The 23,346-nt window shown below is 60.6% G+C and carries 25 protein-coding genes; 16 read left to right on the top strand and 9 right to left on the bottom strand.

Going from position 1 to position 23,346, the window contains the following annotated elements; genetic code table 11:
* The first annotated feature begins 30 nt into the window (after positions 1–30).
* The 10 genes from Q1A52_RS00320 to Q1A52_RS00275 all read left to right on the top strand — a co-directional run bounded on the left by Q1A52_RS00320 (position 31) and on the right by Q1A52_RS00275 (position 7,080).
* Positions 31–696 carry a DUF1194 domain-containing protein gene (locus Q1A52_RS00320; RefSeq protein ID WP_300009381.1) on the top strand — a complete coding sequence of 222 codons (666 nt, stop codon included), beginning with the start codon at positions 31–33 and terminating at the stop codon, positions 694–696.
* Positions 697–852: 156 nt separating this feature from the next.
* Positions 853–1,236, top strand: a complete 384-nt coding sequence (gene sdhC, locus Q1A52_RS00315) for a succinate dehydrogenase, cytochrome b556 subunit (protein WP_299831804.1) — start codon at positions 853–855, stop codon at positions 1,234–1,236.
* A 10-nt stretch (positions 1,237–1,246) separates the two neighbouring features.
* Positions 1,247–1,618: a succinate dehydrogenase, hydrophobic membrane anchor protein gene (gene sdhD / locus Q1A52_RS00310; RefSeq protein ID WP_300009378.1), complete on the top strand. Its 372-nt coding sequence runs from the start codon at positions 1,247–1,249 to the stop codon at positions 1,616–1,618.
* Positions 1,619–1,673: 55 nt separating this feature from the next.
* Positions 1,674–3,479: a succinate dehydrogenase flavoprotein subunit gene (gene sdhA / locus Q1A52_RS00305; RefSeq protein ID WP_300009375.1), complete on the top strand. Its 1,806-nt coding sequence runs from the start codon at positions 1,674–1,676 to the stop codon at positions 3,477–3,479.
* A gap of 44 nt (positions 3,480–3,523) precedes the next feature.
* Positions 3,524–4,180, top strand: a complete 657-nt coding sequence (locus Q1A52_RS00300) for an FkbM family methyltransferase (RefSeq protein ID WP_300009372.1) — start codon at positions 3,524–3,526, stop codon at positions 4,178–4,180.
* On the top strand, positions 4,177–4,506 hold the full coding sequence (locus Q1A52_RS00295; protein WP_299781249.1) for a hypothetical protein: 330 nt from the start codon (positions 4,177–4,179) through the stop codon (positions 4,504–4,506). The genes Q1A52_RS00300 and Q1A52_RS00295 overlap by 4 nt, the downstream gene beginning before the upstream one ends.
* A gap of 19 nt (positions 4,507–4,525) precedes the next feature.
* On the top strand, positions 4,526–5,305 hold the full coding sequence (locus tag Q1A52_RS00290) for a succinate dehydrogenase iron-sulfur subunit (RefSeq protein WP_299781250.1): 780 nt from the start codon (positions 4,526–4,528) through the stop codon (positions 5,303–5,305).
* A 21-nt stretch (positions 5,306–5,326) separates the two neighbouring features.
* Entirely contained in the window at positions 5,327–5,977 is a 651-nt protein-coding gene (locus Q1A52_RS00285; protein ID WP_300009369.1) for a hypothetical protein, read from the top strand.
* 11 nt (positions 5,978–5,988) lie between these two features.
* On the top strand, positions 5,989–6,201 hold the full coding sequence (locus Q1A52_RS00280; RefSeq protein WP_299781254.1) for a hypothetical protein: 213 nt from the start codon (positions 5,989–5,991) through the stop codon (positions 6,199–6,201).
* Positions 6,202–6,234: 33 nt separating this feature from the next.
* Positions 6,235–7,080, top strand: a complete 846-nt coding sequence (locus Q1A52_RS00275) for a DUF1989 domain-containing protein (RefSeq protein ID WP_300009366.1) — start codon at positions 6,235–6,237, stop codon at positions 7,078–7,080.
* On the opposite strand, the gene deoD is transcribed toward Q1A52_RS00275, so the two are convergent.
* From deoD to Q1A52_RS00255, 4 genes are all read right to left on the bottom strand, one after another.
* Complete coding sequence (deoD, locus tag Q1A52_RS00270) at positions 7,081–7,785, bottom strand: purine-nucleoside phosphorylase (RefSeq protein ID WP_300009363.1); 705 nt, start codon at positions 7,783–7,785, stop codon at positions 7,081–7,083. It abuts the gene before it with no gap.
* Between the two features lie 4 nt (positions 7,786–7,789).
* The gene (locus Q1A52_RS00265; RefSeq protein WP_300009360.1) at positions 7,790–8,125 is read right to left on the bottom strand and encodes an H-NS histone family protein; all 336 of its coding nucleotides are present in this window, start codon (positions 8,123–8,125) and stop codon (positions 7,790–7,792) included.
* An 88-nt stretch (positions 8,126–8,213) separates the two neighbouring features.
* Positions 8,214–10,181: a protein meaA gene (locus Q1A52_RS00260; protein WP_300009357.1), complete on the bottom strand. Its 1,968-nt coding sequence runs from the start codon at positions 10,179–10,181 to the stop codon at positions 8,214–8,216.
* 99 nt (positions 10,182–10,280) lie between these two features.
* Positions 10,281–10,874, bottom strand: coding sequence for a GNAT family N-acetyltransferase (locus Q1A52_RS00255; RefSeq protein WP_300009354.1), 594 nt, complete (start codon positions 10,872–10,874; stop codon positions 10,281–10,283).
* Positions 10,875–10,919: 45 nt separating this feature from the next.
* Between Q1A52_RS00255 and Q1A52_RS00250 the strand changes: the two genes are divergently transcribed.
* From Q1A52_RS00250 to Q1A52_RS00225, 6 genes are all read left to right on the top strand, one after another.
* On the top strand, positions 10,920–12,287 hold the full coding sequence (locus tag Q1A52_RS00250; RefSeq protein WP_300009350.1) for a 1-acyl-sn-glycerol-3-phosphate acyltransferase: 1,368 nt from the start codon (positions 10,920–10,922) through the stop codon (positions 12,285–12,287).
* Between the two features lie 147 nt (positions 12,288–12,434).
* Positions 12,435–13,715, top strand: a complete 1,281-nt coding sequence (gene ccrA / locus Q1A52_RS00245) for a crotonyl-CoA carboxylase/reductase (RefSeq protein WP_299781268.1) — start codon at positions 12,435–12,437, stop codon at positions 13,713–13,715.
* A gap of 371 nt (positions 13,716–14,086) precedes the next feature.
* Complete coding sequence (locus Q1A52_RS00240) at positions 14,087–14,806, top strand: LuxR family transcriptional regulator (protein ID WP_300009347.1); 720 nt, start codon at positions 14,087–14,089, stop codon at positions 14,804–14,806.
* A 115-nt stretch (positions 14,807–14,921) separates the two neighbouring features.
* Positions 14,922–15,560, top strand: a complete 639-nt coding sequence (locus Q1A52_RS00235) for an acyl-homoserine-lactone synthase (RefSeq protein WP_300009344.1) — start codon at positions 14,922–14,924, stop codon at positions 15,558–15,560.
* Positions 15,561–15,613: 53 nt separating this feature from the next.
* A complete protein-coding gene (locus Q1A52_RS00230) occupies positions 15,614–17,155 on the top strand; it encodes an ATP-dependent RecD-like DNA helicase (RefSeq protein WP_300009341.1) in 1,542 nt (513 codons plus the stop codon).
* On the top strand, positions 17,152–17,853 hold the full coding sequence (locus Q1A52_RS00225; RefSeq protein ID WP_300009338.1) for an SDR family oxidoreductase: 702 nt from the start codon (positions 17,152–17,154) through the stop codon (positions 17,851–17,853). Before Q1A52_RS00230 ends, Q1A52_RS00225 begins: the two co-directional genes overlap by 4 nt.
* A gap of 88 nt (positions 17,854–17,941) precedes the next feature.
* Here the strand turns inward: Q1A52_RS00225 and Q1A52_RS00220 are convergent, their stop codons facing one another.
* The 5 genes from Q1A52_RS00220 to Q1A52_RS00200 all read right to left on the bottom strand — a co-directional run bounded on the left by Q1A52_RS00220 (position 17,942) and on the right by Q1A52_RS00200 (position 23,345).
* Positions 17,942–18,709 (bottom strand): TIGR02186 family protein, encoded by a 768-nt coding sequence (locus Q1A52_RS00220; RefSeq protein WP_195821764.1) that lies wholly within the window; start codon positions 18,707–18,709, stop codon positions 17,942–17,944.
* A 5-nt stretch (positions 18,710–18,714) separates the two neighbouring features.
* Entirely contained in the window at positions 18,715–19,629 is a 915-nt protein-coding gene (locus Q1A52_RS00215; RefSeq protein WP_300009336.1) for a sulfite exporter TauE/SafE family protein, read from the bottom strand.
* Positions 19,630–19,725: 96 nt separating this feature from the next.
* Complete coding sequence (locus Q1A52_RS00210) at positions 19,726–20,694, bottom strand: ABC transporter permease (protein WP_195821766.1); 969 nt, start codon at positions 20,692–20,694, stop codon at positions 19,726–19,728.
* A complete protein-coding gene (locus tag Q1A52_RS00205) occupies positions 20,694–21,788 on the bottom strand; it encodes an ABC transporter permease (RefSeq protein WP_195821767.1) in 1,095 nt (364 codons plus the stop codon). The genes Q1A52_RS00210 and Q1A52_RS00205 overlap by 1 nt, the downstream gene beginning before the upstream one ends.
* 3 nt (positions 21,789–21,791) lie before the next feature.
* Positions 21,792–23,345: an ABC transporter ATP-binding protein gene (locus Q1A52_RS00200; protein WP_300009329.1), complete on the bottom strand. Its 1,554-nt coding sequence runs from the start codon at positions 23,343–23,345 to the stop codon at positions 21,792–21,794.
* Position 23,346: the final 1 nt, after the last annotated feature.

The raw sequence follows: 23,346 nt of genomic DNA, 5'->3' as shown, positions 1-23,346 counted from the left end.
ATTGGCGGCCAGTTTGCGTAGTCTGGCCCAATGAAACGGCTGATCTCCTCTCTGGTGATGATGGTCCTCGGCGGGCAGGGCGCGCTTGCCTGCCAGCTGGCGCTGGTGCTCGCCGTTGATGTATCGGGATCCGTCGACAGCCGCGAATATGACATCCAGATGCAGGGGCTGGCCGCGGCGCTGCGCGACGGCACCGTTGTCGATGCACTGATCGAGCAGGAGGCGCAGGTCACGCTGATCCAGTGGACCGGCTCCTCCCGCCAGCGGCAGACCGTGCCCTGGACGCAGATCCGAACCGATGTCGACGTGACGGCGCTGGCGGAGATCATCGCCACCAACCGCCGGGTGTGGCGCAACTATTCCACGGCCATCGGCGAAGCGCTTGTCGCGGCTGAGGCCGCTCTGATGGAGGTGCCGGAGTGTACCCGCAAGGTCGTGGATGTTTCAGGTGATGGCATTTCCAACGAAGGCGTGTTACCGCTGACCCGACATCCAGCGCTCTCGGCCATGGGCGTGACGGTGAACGCGCTGGCGATCGAGACGGATGAGGGCGACCTGACCGGCTGGTTTTACGAGAATCTGATCCTGGGCGACGGCGCATTCGTGATCACTGCTGACGGGTTTGAGGATTATCCTGCGCAGATCAGACGCAAATTACAGCGCGAGACCACGCGACAGCTCAGCTACCTGCCATAATGTGATCACACGCTGTTCTCGTGTGATCACAAATAACGGCAAGTTAATGATTTTTGTACAAAACGCGCCAATTAACCGCGCCTTGAGGCGGCGCAGACACGTGACAAGCCCGTAATAAGCAGTAAAAAGAAATGCAGGGAACAAAAGGAATCTCACATGGCTGATGTCAATCGGGGCAACCGCCCCTTGTCGCCGCATCTGACGATCTATCGTCCGCAGCTGACCTCCATGACCTCCATTCTGACGCGCATCACCGGCAATGCGCTTCTGATCTCTTCCTTGTTGGTCGTCTGGTGGTTTCTGGCAGCCGCGACCTCGCCCGAATACTTCGCTTATGCGAATGGCGTGCTGACCAGCTGGTTCGGTGATCTGGTGATGACCCTGTCGCTCTGGGGTCTGTGGTATCACACGCTTGCAGGGGTGCGGCATTTGATTTGGGATCAGGGCATCGGCCTCGATCTCGATACGGCCTACAAACTGGGGTATGCAGTGATCGCCGGCTCGGTGTTGCTTACATTCCTGACCATCGTGATCATCTAAGGGGGCCGCCATGAGCTATCTGACAGACCGCAAACGCGCCGTGGGCATGGGGTCCGCCAAATCTGGCACCGCGCATCACTGGTCGATGACTGTGAGTTCCGGCGCTCTGCTAATCCTGATCCCGCTCTTTGTCTTTACTTTTGGCCCCATGCTGGGTGCCTCTTATGACGAAGTCACGGCATACTTCAATCGCCCGTTCCCGGCGATCGTCGCCGGCCTGACCATCATTGTGACCTTCAAACACTTTGCCGGAGGTGTGCAGGCGCTGATCGAGGACTATGTGCATGGGTTGGCACAGAAAGTCGCAATCGTGGCGATGACCTGTGTCAGCTACGCGGCCATGGCCGTGGGCCTTTACGCAATCGTGCGGCTCGCACTCTGACCCCAATGACGTGTGGCGACGCATCGCACGCCGCACAGATCCAGGAGACTGATCCATGGCTGAATACGAATACGAAACACATGAATACGACGTCGTGGTGGTCGGAGCGGGCGGCGCCGGGCTGCGGGCCACGCTGGGCATGGCCGAACAGGGGCTGCGCACGGCCTGCGTGACCAAGGTCTTCCCGACGCGGTCCCACACCGTAGCCGCCCAGGGTGGCATCGCCGCGAGCCTTGCCAACATGGGCCCAGATACCTGGCAGTGGCACATGTATGACACCGTCAAGGGTTCCGACTGGCTGGGTGATACGGACGCGATGGAATACCTTGCCCGCGAGGCGCCCAAGGCGGTCTACGAACTGGAACACTACGGGGTGCCGTTTTCGCGCACGGAAGAGGGCAAGATCTACCAACGCCCCTTTGGCGGCCACACCACCGAATTTGGCGAAGGCCCCGCGGTGCAGCGCACCTGTGCTGCCGCCGACCGGACTGGTCATGCGATCCTGCACACGCTTTACGGGCAGTCGCTCAAGAACAACGCGGAATTCTACATCGAATATTTCGCCATTGATCTGATCATGTCGGAAGATGGCGTCTGCCAGGGCGTGCTCTGCTGGAAGCTCGATGACGGTACGCTGCATCTTTTCGCCTCCAAGATGGTGGTGCTGGCGACGGGTGGCTACGGCCGCGCCTATTTCTCCGCCACATCTGCCCACACCTGCACCGGCGACGGCGGCGGCATGACGGCCCGTGCGGGCCTGCCGCTGCAGGACATGGAGTTTGTGCAGTTCCACCCAACCGGCATCTACGGCGCGGGCTGCCTCATCACCGAAGGCGCGCGCGGCGAGGGCGGTTATCTGACCAACGCCGAGGGCGAGCGCTTCATGGAGCGCTACGCGCCGCAGTACAAAGACCTCGCACCGCGCGACTACGTCAGCCGCTGCATGACCATGGAGATCCGCGAGGGTCGGGGTGTTGGCAAGGATGGTGACCACATTCACCTCAACCTCAACCACCTGCCGCCCGAGACCCTGAAACTGCGCCTGCCGGGTATTTCGGAAAGCGCGCGCATCTTCGCGGGCGTGAACCTCAACAAAGAGCCGATCCCGGTGCTACCGACCGTACACTATAATATGGGCGGCATCCCCACGAACTACTGGGGCGAGGTGCTGGCGCCCACGAAAGACGACCCCGACCGCGTGTCGCCCGGCCTCATGGCCGTGGGTGAGGCGGGCTGTGCCTCCGTGCACGGGGCGAACCGTTTGGGCTCCAACTCGCTGATTGACCTTGTCGTCTTTGGTCGCGCCGCCGCCATCCGCGCAGGCAAGGTCGTCGACCCCGCCAGCGCCGTGCCCACACCCAATGCGGCGTCGGTTCAGGCCGCACTCGACCGCTTCGACAACACCCGCTATGCCAAGGGTCACACGCCGACCGCTGAATTGCGGCTGGAAATGCAGCAGTGTATGCAGAAGGACGCCGCCGTCTTCCGTGCCAACGACACGCTGGCCGAAGGCAAGAAAGCGATGGATGAGGTCGCGGGCAAGTGGTCTGACGTCGGCGTGACGGACCGCAGCTTGGTCTGGAACTCCGATCTGATGGAAACGCTGGAACTGGCGAACCTGATCCCCAACGCGGTGGCGACGATCACCGGCGCCGAAGCGCGCAAGGAGAGCCGCGGGGCCCACGCCCACGAGGACTTCCCTGAACGCGACGACAAGAACTGGCGCAAACACTCGCTGATCTGGTTCAAGGGCAACAAGGCAAGCTTGGGCTATCGCGGTGTGCACGAGCAACCGCTCACCAGTCACAACGACGGCGGAATTGATCCCAAGAAGATCGCGCCCAAAAAGCGGACGTTCTGAGCCCGATGCTGCAGGAAATCAGGCGTACGCTCAAATCTGAAGGGATGGCCATTCATCCCATCAAGACGCGCGCGCCCTATATTCGGTCTTATGGTTTCGCACCGGATGTGGTGATTGACGTTGGGGTGGCGCAGGGCACCCTCTGGCTCTACCGCAGTTTTCCGCATGCGCGCTTCGTGTTGATCGATCCGCTGGAAAGCTCTGCCGAGGCGGTGCGCGCCAAGGGCCTGCCGAAGGACTTTCATTTCCACGCCACCGCACTTGGTGCGCGGGAAGGGAAGGCAACCCTGATGGTGCCGCACTCCGAGAAGGGGGAGCATGTGGCGATGGCCAGCCTCAAACGGCGCATCGACAAACGGGCCGAGACCTACATAAGAACTGAACAGTCCTACGTGAACGTCAGGCCTCTGGACGAGATTTCCGTGGCTTATCCAGGTCGGATCGGGCTCAAGATCAACACGCAAGGTTCCGAACTGGATGTGCTGAAAGGCGCATCTGAGACGTTGAAACGCTGTGACTTTGCCATTCTGGAAATTTCGATGACCCCGCGCTTTGCCGGTGTCGGCTTACCCTCCGAGGTCATCGCCCTGCTGGCCGAAGCCGGTCTCGAATGGCGCGATGTGCTGAGTTTCGGCGGGGGGCAGGGCAAAAAAGCCCGGCCGAGCCATATGGACGTACTTTTTACAAGGTGGACTTCATGATCCGAATTCTTCTTCCCGCCGCATTCCTGCTGGCAGCCTGCGCAGATGTGCAGCAGGCGACGGACACTGCCGGGCGCAACACCGCCAAGACCATTTTGCCCGAAGCGCTGGCGATCTATTTCCCGCAGGTGCCCAAGCAGCTGTTCACGCCCTTTACGAATTGCGTGGTGGATAATGCCGACGCCAGCGAAGTACAGTCGCTGGCTGCGGACGCCCTGACCGGGGTGGATCAGGGTACGGCAGATACCATTCGCACCGTTCTGTCGCGCCCCGAAGCGCAACAATGCCTCCGTGCTGCCGCGCCGTCGGCGCTCGCGACACTATAGACTGAACAGGAGACCCGACATGGTTCAACTGACGCTGCCGAAAAACTCCCGGATGACCAAGGGCAAGACCTGGCCAAAGCCGGAAGGCGCCAACAATCTCAGGAAGTTTACAATCTATCGCTGGAACCCGGACGATGGCGAGAACCCGCGTGTGGATACCTATTTTGTAGATCTCGACAGCTGTGGTCCGATGATCCTGGACGCGCTGATCAAGATCAAGAACGAGATTGACCCGACGCTGACTTTCCGCCGATCGTGCCGCGAAGGCATCTGCGGCTCCTGCGCCATGAACATCGACGGGATCAATACGCTCGCCTGCATCTACGGCATGGACGAGGTGAAGGGTGATGTGCGCATCTACCCGCTGCCGCATATGCCGGTGGTCAAGGACCTGATCCCGGACCTCACCCATTTCTACGCACAGCACGCGAGCATCATGCCGTGGCTGGAAACCAAGACAAACCGCCCCGCGAAGGAATGGAAGCAATCTATCGAGGACCGCAAGAAGCTCGACGGGCTTTATGAATGCGTGATGTGTGCCTCCTGCTCCACCTCCTGCCCCAGCTACTGGTGGAACGGTGACCGCTACCTCGGGCCAGCAGCGCTGCTGCACGCTTATCGTTGGATCATCGACAGCCGCGACGAGGCGACAGGCGAGCGTCTGGACGATCTGGAAGACCCGTTCAAGCTCTACCGCTGCCACACCATCATGAACTGCGCCAAGACCTGCCCCAAGGGTTTGAACCCGGCGGAAGCGATTGCCAATATCAAGAAGATGATGGTGGAACGCGCTCACTAAATTTGCCAGATATGGCGTGATATGAATTTCTTCTATTCCGCCATGGCTGGTCTCGTGATCGCCGCCGCACTTATTTGCCTCTGGCTTTGGCTGGCGCTGCATCCGGTGCTGAAGCGCAGTCGTGGTGCGCATCCGCGCTTGCTGGCCTGGGTACCGTTGCAAGTCTCACTTGTGGTGCTTGCCCTTGGGCTAATGGTCTATAGCCCGCGCTATGCGTTTCTCCTTGCGGGTTTCCCGCCGATCCTTCTGCTCGATGCCCTGCATTTGACCCATCTCGCTGGCTTTCTTGCACAGGTCGCCCGTGTCGCCCTGCCCGTGGGGTTTGCCGTACTGGTGCTTTGTCTCGTCTGGCGCCCGCTGCGTATCGTGGCGACTGGGGCGACGCTTGCTGCAGTGGGCCTGACTGCATTCTTCGCCGGTGAGAGGATCAGCGCTATGGAAATGTGCAGCAAGGCGGTCGCCCTTGGAAGTGATGACCTCCAGCGCGCATCGTTGGGCTGGAGTATCGCCAACCGGTCTGGCGGCCCATCTCACAGCAATATCCACGCCCTGATGCAGACGGATGCGCAACGCTACGGGTGGAGTTATCACCAGATGGGCTGGTACAAGCTCCCCGAGGATGTCGTCGCTACGGTCGACGGCCAGGTTCTCGCCTGCGAGTCCCCGACGTAAAGGCCATCGCCATGCACATCGTTATCGGCCTGATCATCGCTTTCATCATCGTTGCGATCTTCGCGCGCCGCAATCGCACCACCCGCCGTTGCCGCTGGCGCGAAGACCGGGCGGGTGATCGGGGCAACCTTCGGAAGTACAAATGCGCCGCCTGCGGGGCCGAGGCCTTTACTGCGTCCAAAGGGCCGCCCGACACCTGCAAATCTCATCTGCCGCCTGTTTGAGAACGGGCCCGTTCAGTAAAGGACCGACACGCCGTGACCACACCTGCCGATGCCGAGACGCGCCGCGCCGTAAAACCCGTAATCTGCTACCCGGTGGAGACGCTGCCTGCGCCTGACATGACCCTTTACGATCGGGCGCGCCAGAAGCTGACCAAAATCGATGAGGTGCTGGTACCTGCGCGCGAGGCATGCTGTTTCACCGTGCCCGCCGGGCATTTCTTTCGCATCAGCAGTGTCGAAGGGCCGCAAGTGGGAGACTTGAATCTGCACAATGCGGCGAACCTCAGCGAACGGTTCTATTCCGGTAAGACCCGCGCGCTGCATGGCACCCACATCACGCGGGGGGAGCGGATGTGGTCGTCCTTACCGTATCTGCGCCCCATGGCGACGATCACGCATGACACGCTGGGCTGGTATGGGATCGACGCCTTCGGCGGCTCGGTGCATGACGTGATCGGCACCCGTTGCGATCCTTATACCCACGCGTTGTTGTCGGACGGCGGGCAGTACCACCACTGTTGCCACTCCAACCTCACGCGGTCGCTTGCGGCACATCTGGGCGCTCCGCGTGCAGAGGTGGAGCCTCTGGTACATGACGTGCTGAACGTCTTCATGTGCACCGGGTTCACGCGAGACACCGGGCAGTACTTCATGAAGGCGAGCCCGGTGCGCCCGGGTGATTTCCTGGAGTTCTTTGCCGAGATTGACCTGCTCGGAAACCTCTCCGCCTGTCCGGGTGGGGACTGCTCGTCCGAGCATTCCAGCGATACCACCTCTTGCCACCCGCTGCTTGTCGAGGTTTTTCGCCCCGCGGAGGGCAGCTTGACCGGATGGCAGTCGCCGGCGGTCAACGGCTATGATCGCAGCCACGGGGCGTGATCAGCTGAACGCAGCCTCAAGCGCGATCTCGACCATGTCTCCAAAGGTCTGCTCTCGATCTTCCGCAGGCAGTGCTTCACCGGTCTGCAGGTGGTCGCTGACCGTCAGGATTGCCAAGGCCCGGCGGCCATGGCGTGCCGCGAGCGTGTAAAGCTCCGCCGCCTCCATCTCGACCCCCAGAATGCCGTGGCGCACCATCTGCTCGTCCAGATCGGGGCGCTCTGCATAGAAGACATCCGAAGAATAGATCCCGCCTACGTGGGTTGTCGTGCCGCGCGTCTTCGCCGCGGCAACGGCAGCAGCCAGCAAGTCGTAGCTGGCTGTTGGCGCAAAATTTACCTCCCTGAAAATTCCGGAGGAGGGCGAGGTGATCGTGGTCGCCGACATGGCGATGATCACGTCACGGACGGACACATGCGGCTGCATCCCGCCGCAGGAGCCGATGCGGATCAGGGTCTGTGCACTATATTGTGAGATCAACTCGTTGGCATAGATCGACAGCGACGGCATGCCCATCCCCGAGCCTTGGATCGTGACCCGGTTCCCTTTGTAGGTGCCGGTGAACCCCAGCATGCCACGAACTTCGTTGACCAACTTGGCATCGTCCAGAAATGTCTCAGCCGCCCATCTTGCACGGTACGGATCGCCCGGCATCAGAACGGTTTCGGCAATATCACCGGGGGCGGCACCGATGTGGATGGTCATGCGCTCAGATTTCCAGCGTCTTGGGATCGACGCCTGCCGCTAGAGCATCCCGGTACCAGCCGGGTTGACGCCCCATGCCACTCCATGTCTGCTTGGGGTCCGCCGGATTGGCATATTTTGGCGCGCGCGCTTTTTTAGGAGCGGCTTTTGCTGTTCGCTTTGGTGCCGGCGCGGAGCCAGTCGTGAGTTCCTCAAGCTTAAACCCGAATTTCGCAGCCGCTGCTTCAGCTGCTTTCTTTGCTTCGCGTCGCTCCTTGTTTTCGATTGTTTTCAATGCTTTATGCGCGTCTTTCACCAGTTTTTCCAACTGTTTACGCGTCATTTTCGACAGGTCTGCCATTGCGCCTCTCCCTTGAATGGTCGGCGATTGATACAACTACGTATTGGCCAGATACAAGTGCGTCTCTTCAAGTGTGTCTTGCTGGACACTATTCCGCTGCGACGGCCTGCGGGTCGGCGAGAGTCACGATGTCCATCATGATGGTATTGAGTTCGAAATCCTTGGGTGTATAGACCCGGGCGACGCCCATGGACCGCAGACGTTCCGCGTCATCATCCGGGATGATGCCGCCAACGATGACGGGCACATGGCCAAGGCCTGCCGCGCGCATCTGGTCCATCAGGTCCTCCACCAATGGGATGTGGCTGCCGGACAGGATGGACAGGCCGACCACATGGGCATTGTCTTCCTGCGCCGCCGCGACGATTTCCGCGGGTGTCAGGCGGATGCCTTCATAGGCGATGTCCATACCGCAATCCCGCGCACGCACGGCGATCTGTTCGGCCCCGTTCGAGTGACCGTCGAGCCCTGGCTTGCCGACAAGAAACTTGAGACGCCGACCAAGTTTGTCGCTCACAACGTCCACCGCCTCGCGCAGATCATCCAGACCCTCGGTCTTGTTCGACCGTGCCCCAGACACACCCGTCGGGCCGCGGTATTCGCCATGCACAGCCCGCATCTGGGCGGCCCATTCGCCGGTTGTCACACCCGCTTTCGCCGCAGCGATGGAGGGGGCCATCACATTGCGCCCGTCGGCAGCAGCCGCGCGCAGATCGGCCAGCGCCTCGTCTACCGCCCGCTCGTCCCGGTCGGCACGCCAGGCGTCCAAGCGCGCGACTTGCTCCGCCTCGACTGCCGGGTCGACCACCATGATGCCGCCGTCGCCTGTCATCAGAGGTGATGGCTCGCCCTGCTGCCACTTGTTTACGCCGACGACGATGGTTTCACCCGCCTCGATCCGGCCCAACCGTTCAGCATTGCTGTCGACCAGCCGCGCTTTCATATAGTCTATGGCTTCGATGGCGCCGCCCATGCCGTCAAGGCTGGCAAGCTCGTGCCGCGCGCCGTCTTTCAACGCCTCAACCTTGGCATCCACCGCCGGGTTGCCCTCAAAAAGATCGTCGAATTCCAGCAGGTCTGTCTCATAGGCCATGATCTGCTGCATGCGCATGGACCACTGCTGGTCCCAAGGGCGCGGCAGGCCAAGCGCCTCGTTCCACGCAGGCAATTGCACGGCGCGGGCGCGGGCCTTTTTGCTGAGCGTCACCGCCAGCATTTCGATGAGAATACGGTAGACGTTGTTCTCAGGCTGCTGTTCGGTCAGGCCCAGCGAGTTCACCTGCACGCCATAGCGGAAGCGGCGGAACTTCGGGTCCTCGACGCCATAACGCTCGCGGCAAATCTCGTCCCAGAGATCCACAAAGGCACGCATCTTGCACATCTCGGTGACGAAGCGGATGCCTGCATTCACGAAGAACGAAATGCGGCCGACCACGGCCGGGAAGTCCTCTGCAGCTACACGCGGTTTCAGCGCATCCAGCACCGCTGTCGCGGTGGCCAGCGCAAAGGCCAGTTCCTGCTCCGGCGTCGCGCCCGCCTCCTGCAAATGGTAGGAACAGACGTTCATTGGGTTCCATTTGGGCACGTTGGTATAGCAATACTCTGCCACATCCGCGATCATCTTCAGGCTGGGCGCGGGCGGGCAGATATAGGTGCCGCGACTCAGATATTCCTTGATCAGGTCGTTCTGCACCGTGCCCTGCAGCTTCGAGACATCGGCGCCCTGTTCTTCGGCCACCGCAATATAGAGCGCCAGCAGCCACGGGGCCGTGGCGTTGATCGTCATGGAGGTGTTCATCTGCTCCAGCGGGATTTGGTCGAAGAGCGTGCGCATGTCGCCCAGATGGCTGACCGGAACACCCACTTTACCCACTTCGCCCCGCGCGAGCACGTGATCGCTGTCATACCCCGTCTGGGTGGGCAGATCGAAGGCCACCGACAGGCCGGTCTGGCCCTTGGCGAGGTTCGACCGATAAAGCGCGTTGGACGCCTGGGCAGTGGAGTGACCCGCATAGGTACGGATCAACCAGGGGCGGTCTTTCTTGGCGTCGGACATGGCAACCTCGTGAATCAGGTAAAGCAATTTTATTACGTCACAAGACTGATACTTGGAATATTATGCCGATGTCAATTCGCTGCATTGCGGCATGATCGGTTATTTTACCGGGTTCTGCCAGAGCATCTGGGTCGCAGACTTGAACCGAAAAACATGGCGAAAGGGTCCGGTGTGCTCAATCCCATGCGGTACAAAGCCTTCCCGCAGATAGAGCGCTCTGGCACGCGGGTTTCTGTCAATCACATCAAGACGCACAGTGGGTTTCCCCATGGCACGGGCCTGTGATTTGACAGCTTCGAGCAGGGCTGTGCCGACACCCAGCCCGCGCGCGCTTTCATGCACACATATGCCGTCCATCAGCAGAACGTCCGGTGCCACGTCCCGTTCCACAACTGACAGCGTCAGGCCGCGCCAAACTGCTCCCCAGGAGCCGTAGACGGCCTGCAAATCCTTGAAGTCGCCGCCAACCAGCGCCCCTTCAGCCGTTTTGAACCCGGCAACACCCAGTATGCGGCCGTCCGATCCGCGTGCGACCAGCGCAAACGCCGGGTCGATCACGGCCCGCAGGAATTGCTGCGCCCGCGCATCTGGTCCCAGCACCCGCCCCAGTTTGAAACCGAAGGCCTGCCAGTAGAGAGCTGCGACGACGGGCCGTTCGCAGGCGTCGAACCCGGTTGATATCTCATATGCCATGCATTTGATATTGTTCTTGCCGTCCTGTCCTGCAAGGGTCGCCCCATGACGCAAGTCGTTGAAATACCGCTGTGGCTGTTTGTGCTGATCGTGCTCTTTGCAGCCGTGACCTTTGCGTCGCATTTTTTGTTTCCCTCTGTCCGCTGGTTTTTCAGGCGGCGGTTGGAGCGCGCGGTCACGCGCTTGAACGAGCGTCTGACCCGACCCATTGAACCCTTCAAGCTGGCGCGGCGGTACGACATGATCCAGCGGTTGATCTACGATCCGGAGGTCACGCGTGAAATCGTCAATCATGCGCGGTCCAACAAGGTGCCTGAAAATGTGGCCTTCGAGCGTGCCCGGGCCTACGCGCGGGAAATTGTGCCAAGCTTCAGCGCCTTTACCTATTTCGGCCTTGGCACACGCATGTCGCGCCTGCTGGTCAATTCGATCTATTCGGTCTGGACCGGGCCCCGCAATGACGAGATAATTCGGTCCATCCCCAAAGATGCGACTGTGGTCTTCATCATGAACCATCGGTCGAACATGGACTATGTCCTGGTGACATACCTCGCTGCGCGGACGTCGGCCCTATCTTACGCGGTAGGGGAATGGGCACGGGTCTGGCCGCTTAGCCGGCTCATTCGGATGATGGGGGCGTACTTTATCCGGCGCAAATCGCGTGGTGCGCTCTATCGCAAGGTCCTGGCGCGCTACGTCCAGATGGCCATCGCCGGTGGGGTGGCACAGGCCATCTTTCCCGAGGGCGGGCTCAGCCTGAATGGACGACTGATGCCGCCGCGCATGGGATTGCTGTCCTACGTGTTGGAAGGGCACGATCCGGAGGGCCGCGATGTGGTCTTTGTGCCCGTGGCAATCAACTACGACCGGGTGCTGGAAGACAGGGTCCTGATCGCGGCGGCAGCCCGGGGTGACCGGCGGTTCGGTGCCCGTATTTCGGTGGTCGTGCGGTTCATCCTGAGCAAGTTCTGGCAGGGCTTGCGGGGACGCGTGACGCGGTTCGGGACAGCCGCCGTTGTCTTTGGCGAGCCAGTCTCTTTGCGTACGTTTGGAGCGGACAAACCGGTGGAAGACCTCGCCCGCAGTCTGATGCAGCGGATCGAGGCCGTGATGCCAGTGCTTGTCGTACCGCTGATCTCACGCGTGCTGGCTAAAAAGGACAAACCGGTTTCTCAGTCGGAAATTGTGAGCTGCGTCAAAGACCTTGTCGAACGGGTAGAGCCATTCATGCCAGAGAAACTGGGCAAAAACCTGGACGCCGCGGTCCACAACGCGCTTGCACAGATGCGCAAGCACGGGGTGGTTAGTGAGGAGGCGCACGGGTGGCGGATCGTTCCGGGTCAGCGTCCTGTCATCGAATACTACGCGAATTCGATTGCACATCGCTTTCAGGCGGATGCGACTGCAGCATAAATGCTGTGACTGCGAGGTCATAAAATTACAAAAATAGACCTCTAGATGTTGCAATGTTGCGTGGCACTGCATATTCAATCTCCCACAAGCCGCGATTCTGCATTGCGGCATCATTAATTTGAGTATGTCGCTAAGCAGGAGGCTTGCATGGCACTGGATACCACCATCGCGCACTACGAGGCGCCGGAAAAAGACCTCTATGAAATGGGTGAAATGCCCCCCATGGGATATGTGCCCAAACAGATGTATGCATGGGCGATCCGCCGGGAACGTCACGGCGAACCCGACAGCGCAATGCTACAGGAGGTCGTGGAGGTCCCGAAGCTCGACAGCCAGGACGTGCTGGTGCTCGTGATGGCTGCCGGGGTCAACTACAACGGCGTCTGGGCCGCTCTGGGCGTGCCGATCAGTCCCTTTGACGGGCACAAGCAGCCTTACCACATCGCCGGGTCGGACGCGTCCGGCATTGTCTGGGCAGTCGGCGACCGGGTCACGCGCTGGAAAGTTGGTGACGAGGTGGTCATTCACTGCAATCAGGACGACGGTGACGATGAAGAATGTAACGGTGGCGATCCCATGTATTCGCCCAGCCAGCGCATCTGGGGCTACGAGACGCCGGATGGATCGTTTTCGCAGTTCACGCGGGTGCAGAGCCAGCAGTTGATGCCGCGGCCCAAGCATCTGACATGGGAAGAAGCCGCCTGCTACACGCTGACGCTGGCGACCGCCTACCGGATGCTGTTCGGACACGAGCCGCACGATCTCAAGCCCGGCCAGAACGTGCTGGTCTGGGGCGCATCGGGGGGGCTGGGGTCCTATGCGATCCAGTTGATCAATACGGCCGGTGCCAACGCCATCGGCGTGATCTCGGATGAAAGCAAACGCGACTTCGTCATGGATCTCGGTGCCAAGGGCGTTCTAAACCGCAAGGATTTCAACTGCTGGGGGCAGTTGCCGACTGTAAATACCCCGGAATACGCGGAGTGGTTCAAGGAAGCGCGCAAGTTCGGCAAGGCGATCTGGGACATCACCGGCAAGGGCGTGAACGTCGATATGGTGTTCGAACACCCGGGCGAGGCAACTTTCCCCGTCTCCACCTTCGTGGTGAAAAAGGGCGGCATGGTCGTGATCTGTGCGGGCACCACCGGGTTCAATCTGACATTTGACGTGCGCTACATGTGGATGCACCAGAAACGCCTGCAGGGCAGCCACTTTGCGCATTTGCAGCAGGCGTCGGCGGCCAACAAGCTGATGCTGGAACGGCGGCTCGATCCCTGCATGTCAGAGGTCTTCACTTGGGCGGACCTGCCGCAGGCGCATATGAAGATGATGCGCAACGAGCACAAACCCGGCAATATGTCCGTCTTGGTGCAGGCGCCGACCACCGGACTGCGTACCTTCGAAGATGCCCTGGAGGCAGGCCGTTAACCTAACATCGAGCCGATTAAACATGACGAACGCCCGCGAATCACGTATAGGTTGCGCGGGCGTTTCTCGTTATAGTTGTGACGCTCTTTAGTATCAATCACTTAGAAATTTCGACCTCGCTATTTCTGGGGAGTTAATAACTGCGAATTTTCAGCAGATGTTCATACATGTTAGAGTTGTGTTAATCTTTCATTAACCTTTAAGAGGCGAGTCTGCTATGCGAAGTGATTGGATTTTGGACGTTCTCACGGACTTGAAAACATTTGCGACAGCAAACGACTTGCCGGTGCTTGCCGAACAGTTGGATGACACCGCAATTGTTGCTCTTGCCGAGATCGCCGCCCTTCACGAAAGGACGCAGGGCACGGCACATGGTAGCGAACACGACGGTGGAGGAAGTCTTGGCGGAGCTGGAGCAGGCGGACACGCTTGAATCCATACAGGACGCCATCCTCAAACTCAGGGAGTATTTTCAGGTCGAGAACATGGTCTACCATTGGGTGGACAGTGCCGGGGAACAATATGGCTACGGCACCTACCCGCTCGAGTGGGCCACAAGATATCAAGAGCAGAACTACATCCGGATCGATCCGGTCATTGCCGGGTGCTACAAGCGCTTTCATCCTGTGGATTGGAAAAAGCTGGACTGGTCCAGCAAGGCTGTGCGCGCCTTTCAGGCAGAGGCGCTGGAGTACGGCATCGGCAATCAGGGCTATTCCATTCCCATCCGGGGGCCTAACGGCCAGTTCGCCCTCTTTACGGTGAATCACACCTGCGACGATGCGGACTGGGAAAAATTTACGGAGGACAACAGGCGCGAACTGATTCTGATCGCGCATTATTTTAACCAAAAGGCGCTTGAGTTCGAACCGAACCGGGCGCCGGAACAATCACAGTCACTGTCTCCCCGTGAAATTGACGCAATGACCCTGCTTGCAATCGGGTACAGCCGGGCGCAAGTGGCTGAAACGCTGTCGATTTCCGAGCATACGCTGCGGGTCTACATCGAGAGCGCGCGCTTCAAACTGGGGGCGTCGAACACCACCCACGCGGTCGCCAGGGCGCTGAGCCGCGGCCTTATTGTCGTGTAAAATCGACGCCTGAAACGGCTTCATCCGTTAACGTGACGCACGCCGTGGTTGGCCAGCGTTAAACATCCTCAAGCTAATCCTTTGCTCATCCCGCGCTCTGACCAAAGGACATAAAATGCTTCGTTACATCTACGCCGATCAGCTTTCCCGCAATAAAAAACTTGCTCAATCCATGTTTCAGGATCGTGCGGATCAGTTCAAAACGCGCCTGGGATGGGAAGTCAGCGTGGACGAACAGGGGTTCGAGCGGGACGAGTATGACGCGATGAACCCTCTCTATGTGATCTGGGAAATGCCCGACGGCACCCACGGCGGGTCCATGCGGTTCCTGCCGACAACGGAACGGACCATGGTCAACGATCACTTCACCCACCTGATGGGTGGGGGTACGATCACCAGCCCGCTCATCTGGGAATGTACGCGCTTTTGCCTGAATCGCGAGGCGCCAAGTCGTGTCGCCGCAGCCCTGATGCTGGGCGGCGGGGAAATCATGAGTGGATTTGGCGTAAAGCACTTTGTCGGGGTCTTTGACGCACGCATGGTGCGCATCTACCGGATGATCGGGTCCTCGCCAGAGGTTCTGGGCAGCGAAGGCAAAGGGCGTGACGTCATCAGCATCGGCTTGTGGGAATTTGCCCCGGAAGCACAGGCCAAGGTCGCTCTGCGTGCTGGCGTGTCGCCGGAACTCTCCCGCCTGTGGTTCGACCGGGCATTCGGACGCGAAGTGGCACGCCAATTGGCCTGCGCGGGCTAAATCCGCTCAGGTGGCATCTGGTCCCTGTCGCGCGGCCCCTGTAGGGTCGCGCCATGACCACACCCGCGCTGACTTTCTCCGACGACCAGGCTGCTGCTTATGATAGCGTGACAGAGGTCCTGCGCGGGTCCGGCATCGATCTGGACGATCAACTTCTGACATCGCCCAAAAGTTCGGTTGCCTCCGTGATGGCCATCACCGGCAAGGCGGGATCGGGCAAAACGCTGCTTTTGGCGGAGCTTTACAAGGCGCTGGAAGGCGCAGGTATCGAGGTCGTCTCGGGCGATTACGAATCCCGCAAACGCCGCGACAAGCGTACGCTGGCCATTCTTGCACCGACCAACAAGGCCGCGAGTGTTCTGCGTCTGCGCGGTGTGCCCGCGACCACGATTCACCGCATCCTTTACACGCCGGTCTACGATCCGGAATATGAACGTATCGCGGAGTGGCTGGCGGCCAATGGAGAGCGTCCTGAGATCGACGGGCTGACCGACGTGGCCCTCGACCGGGCGGCAGCCTTCTATGCCACCAACAAGTCGATTCCCGGCGCTTTGGCGGCGGCGGGTCTGCGGGGGTCGGACTTCATCACCGGCTGGAAGCGGCGGGAAGAGCCGCTGGACATCGGCTTTGTCGATGAATCGTCGATGCTGGACGACAAGCAATTTGAGGATCTCAAGGAGATTTTCCCGACGCTCTTGTTGTTCGGCGATCCTGCTCAGCTTGCGCCGGTCAACCAATCAGGCGCGATGGTGTTCGAGAAACTGCCTGAAAAACGGGTGCTGGCGTTGAACCGCATTCACCGACAGGAGGCGGATAACCCGATCCTTGATCTCGCCCATGCGCTTGGTGATCCCGATCTGGGGTTCGAGCAATTCGAGCGGATGGTGGAGGAGGCGGCAGCACGTGATGAACGGGTGGTCTGGGGCCAGCGGGTCGAGGTCGATCTGATGGCGCGCAGCCCGGTGCTGGTCTGGCGTAATGCCACGCGGATTCGCCTGATCAATGCCTTCCGCCAGGTGCACGGTGCACCAGAGGATGCGTTGCTTGAGGGCGAGCCGCTGATCTGTGACGGTTTGGAATTGCCGTTGAAACATCGCAAGAAGCGGCTTGATCTGGAGGCGCGCGGGCTGATCAAGGGCGCGCAAGTGGTCTATCTGGGGGAGGGGCGCAAACCCGGGTTCAGCCGCCTGCATGTGATGGGGGCGGAAGATCCGCAAGTCTCGGCGGCGTCGATCGTGAAGATCGAAAAGCCGGACGAGGAAGAGCCCTTTATCCCCTTTGCGGCCCGCATGGGCGCGACCTTCCTGCATGGTGCGGCGGTGACCATTCACAAGGCCCAGGGCAGCCAGTGGGACACGGTTCAGGTCTTTGCGCCTGATCTTTATGCCGCTGCACGGATGGGCCGCTCAGAAGCCGGACAGCCCCTGTGGAAACGGCTTGCTTATGTGGCGATCACACGCGCTCAGGAGCGGTTGATCTGGGTGGTCCGCAACCGGTTGTCGATGCCGACGGGGCCGCTGGCGGTCGATGACTTGCGCGCCGTGCCCACTGCGCCATTGGCGCTATCCGAACCGCAACCGGAGGAATTACTATGAAATCGATCATCATCACCGGCGCCAGTTCCGGCATTGGTCACGCAACGGCGGAGATGTTTCTGGAGGCCGGCTGGCGCGTGGGTCTGATTGCGCGGCGCGCGGACCGGCTTGAGGCGCTTGCTGACCGGTTTGAAACCGCGGTGCCGCTGCCTGCCGACGTGACGGATGCACCGGGCATGCAGGCGGCGTTCGATGCATTCGGCCATCTTGATGTGCTCTTCAACAACGCGGGACTTTTTGGACCTTCTGCGACAATCGACGAGGTCGATCTGCAGGACTGGGCCGAGGTGATGCAGGTGAACGTCGGCGGCATGTTCATTGCCGCGAAACTGGCCTTTACACAAATGCGCCGCCAGAAACCGCAGGGCGGGCGGATCATTAACAATGGTTCACTGTCAGCCTACGTGCCGCGCCCGAATTCAGTGTGCTATACCACGACCAAACATGCGGTAACGGGGCTGACCAAAACCCTGTCACTGGATGGGCGGACCTTCGGCATTGCCTGCGGGCAAATCGACATCGGCAATGCGGAAACCGATCTGCTTGCGCAATTGAAAAAGACACAGCCAGGCACGGCGACCATGGACGTTCAGAATGCCGCGCGATCTGTCCTGCATATGGCCGGGATGCCCCCGGAAGCGAATGTGCAATTCATGACCGTCATGGCGACCACAATGCCGTATATCGGGCGAGGGTGACACCAAAGGTGGCCTGAAGCCCACCTTACCTGCCGGAAACAGCGGGTGGACCCAGCAGGTAGGGTGGGCTTCAGGCCACCTTTGGAACTCAGGCGCGGAACATCCTGAAGACTGCGGAAGCAGCCCAGCCTGCGGCAATAGCGATGGCGATGGACATGATCCCGTAAAGCAATGGTTGCCCCCGCGACAACTCAAAGAGCCAGCGTTCCAAACCAACCTTCTGCACGTCGATGGTCGTGTCATAGCTGGAGATCACCTGACCATCGCGCGTCAGGAAAATGCGCGTGACGTAATCGCCCTCGGTCAGTGCAGCCGGCAGGCGGACAGCCGTGCGAAACAATGTCTGTTCGCTGACGGTAACCGCGTCCTCACGCAGTTGGTAGAGATCTGATCGGCTGCGGATGCGGATGAGTGCCTCGGTGAAGCTTTCGGCATCGCTGATGTTCGAGGGCGCACCAACCGAGCGGATGGCGCGCGGCACGGATATTTTGTGACGCAGATCCTCTACATCTTTGAGCACCTCGCGCAACGGGCCGCTGGTCTGCACGGCGTAGAAGCTGGGCGCCCGATCCACTTCGACGGCATCCGTATTCACCCAGATCCCCAGGCGTTTGGCTTTGCGCCGTACGGTCAGAGGTGTGGACGGGCCTGCAACGGTCACGATGACCTCGATCGGTGGTCCTTCGGGAATGGCCTGCTCTCGCTTCACGGCGCCGAAGATCAGGATGTCGGAGCCGTCAAAACTCGTGGTGATCGACACCTTGTCCTTGCTGAGGCCCAAGACGACTTCTTCGGCCCATAGCGGCCCTGTGCAGAGCAGCAGAAGCGTCAGGAGACCGGTCAGAAAACGGGGCATCACGCTCAATGCCCCGTGGCCGCACCGACGGAGTAGAGCTCCGACGGCATCAAAAGCAGATCGAGGGCCAGCTTGCCACAGACTGCAAGCACCATGAGGGCCAGAAGGATGCGCAGCTGTTCGGCCTTCATCTTGACGCCGATGCGCGTCCCGATCTGGGCGCCGATCACCCCCCCCACCAGAAGCAGCACCGCCAGCACGATGTCCACGGTAAAGTTCGTCGTGGCGTGCAGCAGCGTGGTAAAGCCGGTCACGAAAATGATCTGAAAAAGCGATGTGCCCACGACAACCTTTGTCGGCATCCCGAGCAGGTAGATCATGGCGGGCACCATGATAAAGCCGCCACCCACACCCATGATCGCCGCCAGAATACCAACGGCCACGCCCACCAGCAGCGGGGGGATCACGGAGATGTAGAGGCCGGAGACCCGGAACCGCATCTTGAACGGCAGGCCGTGGATCCAGTTGTGTTTTTTGCGCGCCGGCGGCTTGCCGGATTTGGTCTTGCGGATCGCGTTCAGGCTTTCGATGAACATCAGCCCGCCGATCACGCCAAGGAAGACGACATAGCAGAGCTTGACCAGCAGATCGACCTGGCCCTGCGCCTTGAGGTAGTTGAATACGACGACCCCCAGCGCAGCACCGACAAGGCCGCCTATGAGCAGCACGGTGCCCATCCTGAGATCCACTGTCTTTCGCTTCAAATGCGCCAGCACACCGGAGAAGGAAGAGGCGACAATCTGGTTGGCTTCGGTCGCCACGGCCACGGCGGGCGGGATGCCGATCATGAAAAGCAGCGGTGTCATCAGGAACCCGCCGCCCACACCGAACATGCCCGACAGGATGCCCACGATCCCACCCAAGCCCAGCAACAAAAAGGCGTTGACCGAAACTTCGGCGATGGGAAGGTAAATTTGCATGTCCTCTGTTAGAGCACAGGGGGGTGCAAAATCAATGCCCCTTGCTGCCCTGCAGCAATCAGGACTGACATAAAAGGCCGAACTGGCCTTATGGGATCAGCGCTCTTTGACGTAGGGTTCGCCTCCTGCGCGAGGTGGGATCGCTTTACCTACGAAACCGGCCAGAATGATCACGGTCATGACGTAGGGCAGCGCACCCAAGAGGGCCCCCTGTACCTTGATGCCGAATAGCGCTTCGATCACGTCCGGCCGGGTCTCCAGCGCGCCAAAAAGACCAAAGAGCAGAGTGGCATAAAGCGCGTACCACGGGCGCCATTTGGCAAAGATCAGGGCGGCGAGCGCGATGAAACCGCGACCAGCCGACATGTCCTTGACGAACCCTGCCTGCAGGGCCGTCGAAAGGTAAGCGCCCGCGATGCCGCAGAGTACCCCGCAGATCATCACAGCCGCATAGCGCAGCCCGACAACGGAGACACCTGCGGTATCCACCGCGGCAGGGTTTTCACCCACGGCGCGCAGGCGTAGGCCGAAACGCGTGCGAAACAGGATCCACCATGTCAGCGGCACCATGGCGAAAGCGAGATAGACGAGGATCGAGTGCCCCGAAATCAGTTCCTGATAGATCGGGCCGATAAAGGGCACGGACCCGAAGGCTTCGGCGAAAGGCAGGGTGATGGGTTCAAACCTTGCGCCGCCCATGAGGGAGGGGGTACGCCCGCCCTGGCTGAACCAGTCCTGCGCGATCAGCACCGTCAGCCCGGCGGCCAGGAAATTGATCGCGACGCCGGAAATCAACTGGTTGCCGCGGAAGGTGATGGAGGCCAGCCCGTGCAGCAGGCTGAACAACATCGACGCGGTGATGCCTGCGAGCAGACCGATCCAGACCGAGCCGGTGAGCGCGGCAATGGCCGCCGAGAAGAAGGCTGCCGCCAACATCTTGCCCTCAAGGCCGATGTCGAAAATGCCCGCCCGTTCAGAGAATAGCCCGGCCAGACAGGCCAGCAGCAGCGGGGTGGCCAGACGCACGGTGCTGTCGAGCAGCTGGATGAGGGTCAGGAAATCCATCAGGCATTCCTCCGCCGCATCATCAGGAACAGCCGTTCCAGCGGCATGCGCACCATATTGTCGAGCGCGCCGGTAAAGAGGATCACAAGGGCCTGAATGACCACGATCAACTCACGGGGAATCGACGTCCAGAGGGCGAGTTCGGCCCCGCCCTGATAGAGGAACCCAAAGAGGATGGCCGCCAGCAATACGCCAAACGGGTGGCTGCGCCCCATCAGGGCCACGGCGATACCGATGAAGCCCGCGCCTTCGACCGCGTTCAGGACCAGTCGTTCGGCCTCGCCCATCACGTTGTTGATCGCCATGAGGCCCGCCAGACCGCCGGAGATGAGCATGGCGATCATGGTGATGGCCGTGGGAGAGATACCGCCGTATTTGGCCGCTGGCTCCGATTTGCCATAGCTGCGGATTTCGTATCCCAACCATGTGCGCCAGAGCAGGAACCACACGAGGACACAGGCGAGCAGCGCGATCAGAAAGGTCACGTTTGCGGGTGCGGACTTGGAGAAGTTGATACCGATGGGTGCGAGGATGTCATGCAAGGTCGGCAGGTGCGTGGTTTCCGGAAAGCGCGCGGTGGCCGGGTCCATGCTGCCTGCCGGGCGCATCAGGTTCACGAGCACGTAGTTCAGCACGGCCGCGCCGATGAAGTTGAACATGATCGTGGTGATCACGATGTGACTGCCGCGTTTGGCCTGCAGGAACGCCGGTATGGCGGCCCACGCCGCCCCGAACAGCGCCGCAGCACCTGCAGCGCCCAGCAGGGCCAGCGTCCAATGCGGCCAGGGGATCAGCAGGCAGGCCAGGGCGACGCCCAGCCCGCCGAGCATGGCCTGTCCTTCGCCGCCAATGTTGAAAAGACCCGCATGAAAGGCCACGGAGACGGCGAGGCCCGTAAAGAGGAAGTTGGTCGCGTAATAAAGCGTGTAACCCCAGCCATAGGTGCTGCCCAAAGCACCCGTGACCATCAGGTTCACCGCCGCAATCGGGTCTTCCCCAATGGCAAGGATCACCAGCGCCGACAGGATCGCGGCCAGCAGCAGCGAGATGAGCGGCACGAGGGTGACCTCGGCCCATTTTGGCATCACTTCCATGCTTTAGTTCCCCACACCGGCCATCAGCAGCCCCAGTTCTTTTTCGTCCGTCTCGGCTGACATCCGTTCACCCATGATGTGCCCGTCGAACATCACCGCGACCCGGTCTGCCAGCGCGAGGATTTCTTCAAGCTCGACCGAGACCAGAAGCACGGCCTTGCCCTTGTCGCGCAGGGCCACGATCTGCTGGTGAATGAATTCGATTGCCCCGATGTCGACGCCGCGTGTGGGTTGGCCGACCAGCAGCAGATCGGGGTTGCGCTCGATCTCGCGTGCCAGCACAATCTTCTGCTGGTTCCCGCCGGAGAAGTTCTTGGCGGCCAGGCCCGGGTTTGGCGGGCGGACATCGAACCGCTCCATCTTGGCTTCGGTATCCGCGCGAATGGCCGCGTTGTTCAGCAAGACGCCCGATTGGTAATCCTGATCGCGGTGATAGCCAAAGGCGGTGTTCTCCCAGGCGGAGAAATCCATGATCAGGCCTTCGCGCTGCCGGTCTTCTGGGACATGGGCGATGCCCCGCGCCCGGCGCGAGCGTCCGTCAGAATGCTTGCCGGACAGATCGAGGGGCTGACCGTTCACACGGATCTCGCCGGTGGCATCGGCATAGCCACCAAGCACTTCGAGCAATTCGGACTGACCGTTCCCCGCCACACCGGCAATCCCGACGATCTCCCCGGCGCGCACCTGCAGGTCAATCCCCTTGAGCCGCTCGACACCCTTGTCGTCAACCACGTGCAAATCTTTGATATCCAGAACAACATCGCCAGGGACGGCGGGCTTTTTATCAACACGCAGCAGGACCTTGCGCCCCACCATCAGCTCGGCTAGCTCCGCCGGTGAGGTGTCTTTGGTCTTGACCGTTGCCGTCATCTCGCCCCGCCGCATCACGCTCACGGTATCGGTGGCTTCCATGATCTCGCGCAGCTTGTGGGTGATCAGGATGATGGTTTTGCCCTCTTCGCGCAGCCGGTCGAGGATGCGGAACAGCTGGTCGGCCTCCGCCGGGGTCAGCACGCCCGTGGGCTCATCGAGGATCAGGATATCGGCCTGCCGGTAGAGCGCTTTGAGGATTTCGACACGCTGCTGCATGCCGACACCCAGCTCTTCGATCACCGCGTCGGGGTCGACGTTGAGCCCGTATTCATGCTCCAGCTCCAGCAGCGTCTTGCGCGCCTTGGCGAGCGAGGGGGTCAGCAGCCCACCGTCTTCGGCCCCGAGAATGATATTCTCGAGCACCGTAAAATTCTCAACCAGCTTGAAGTGCTGGAAGACCATGCCGATGCCCGCGGCAATCGCCGCCTGGCTGTCGGGAATGTCGGTTTTCTTCCCGGCGATGAAAATCTCACCCTTATCGGCTTTGTAAAAGCCATAAAGGATCGACATCAGGGTCGATTTGCCTGCGCCGTTCTCACCAATGATGCCGTGAATCGTGCCGGGCATGACCCGGATGGAAATGTCCTTGTTGGCCTGAACCGGTCCAAAAGCCTTTGAAATGCCCTGGAGTTCGATGGCGGGGGCGGCAGTTTCCTGCCGCCCCGACGTATCGCTGCCGCTCATG

Source organism: uncultured Roseobacter sp. (assembly GCF_947488185.1).
Lineage (GTDB): Bacteria > Pseudomonadota > Alphaproteobacteria > Rhodobacterales > Rhodobacteraceae > Roseobacter.
This window is presented reverse-complemented; position numbering and strand designations above follow the sequence as displayed.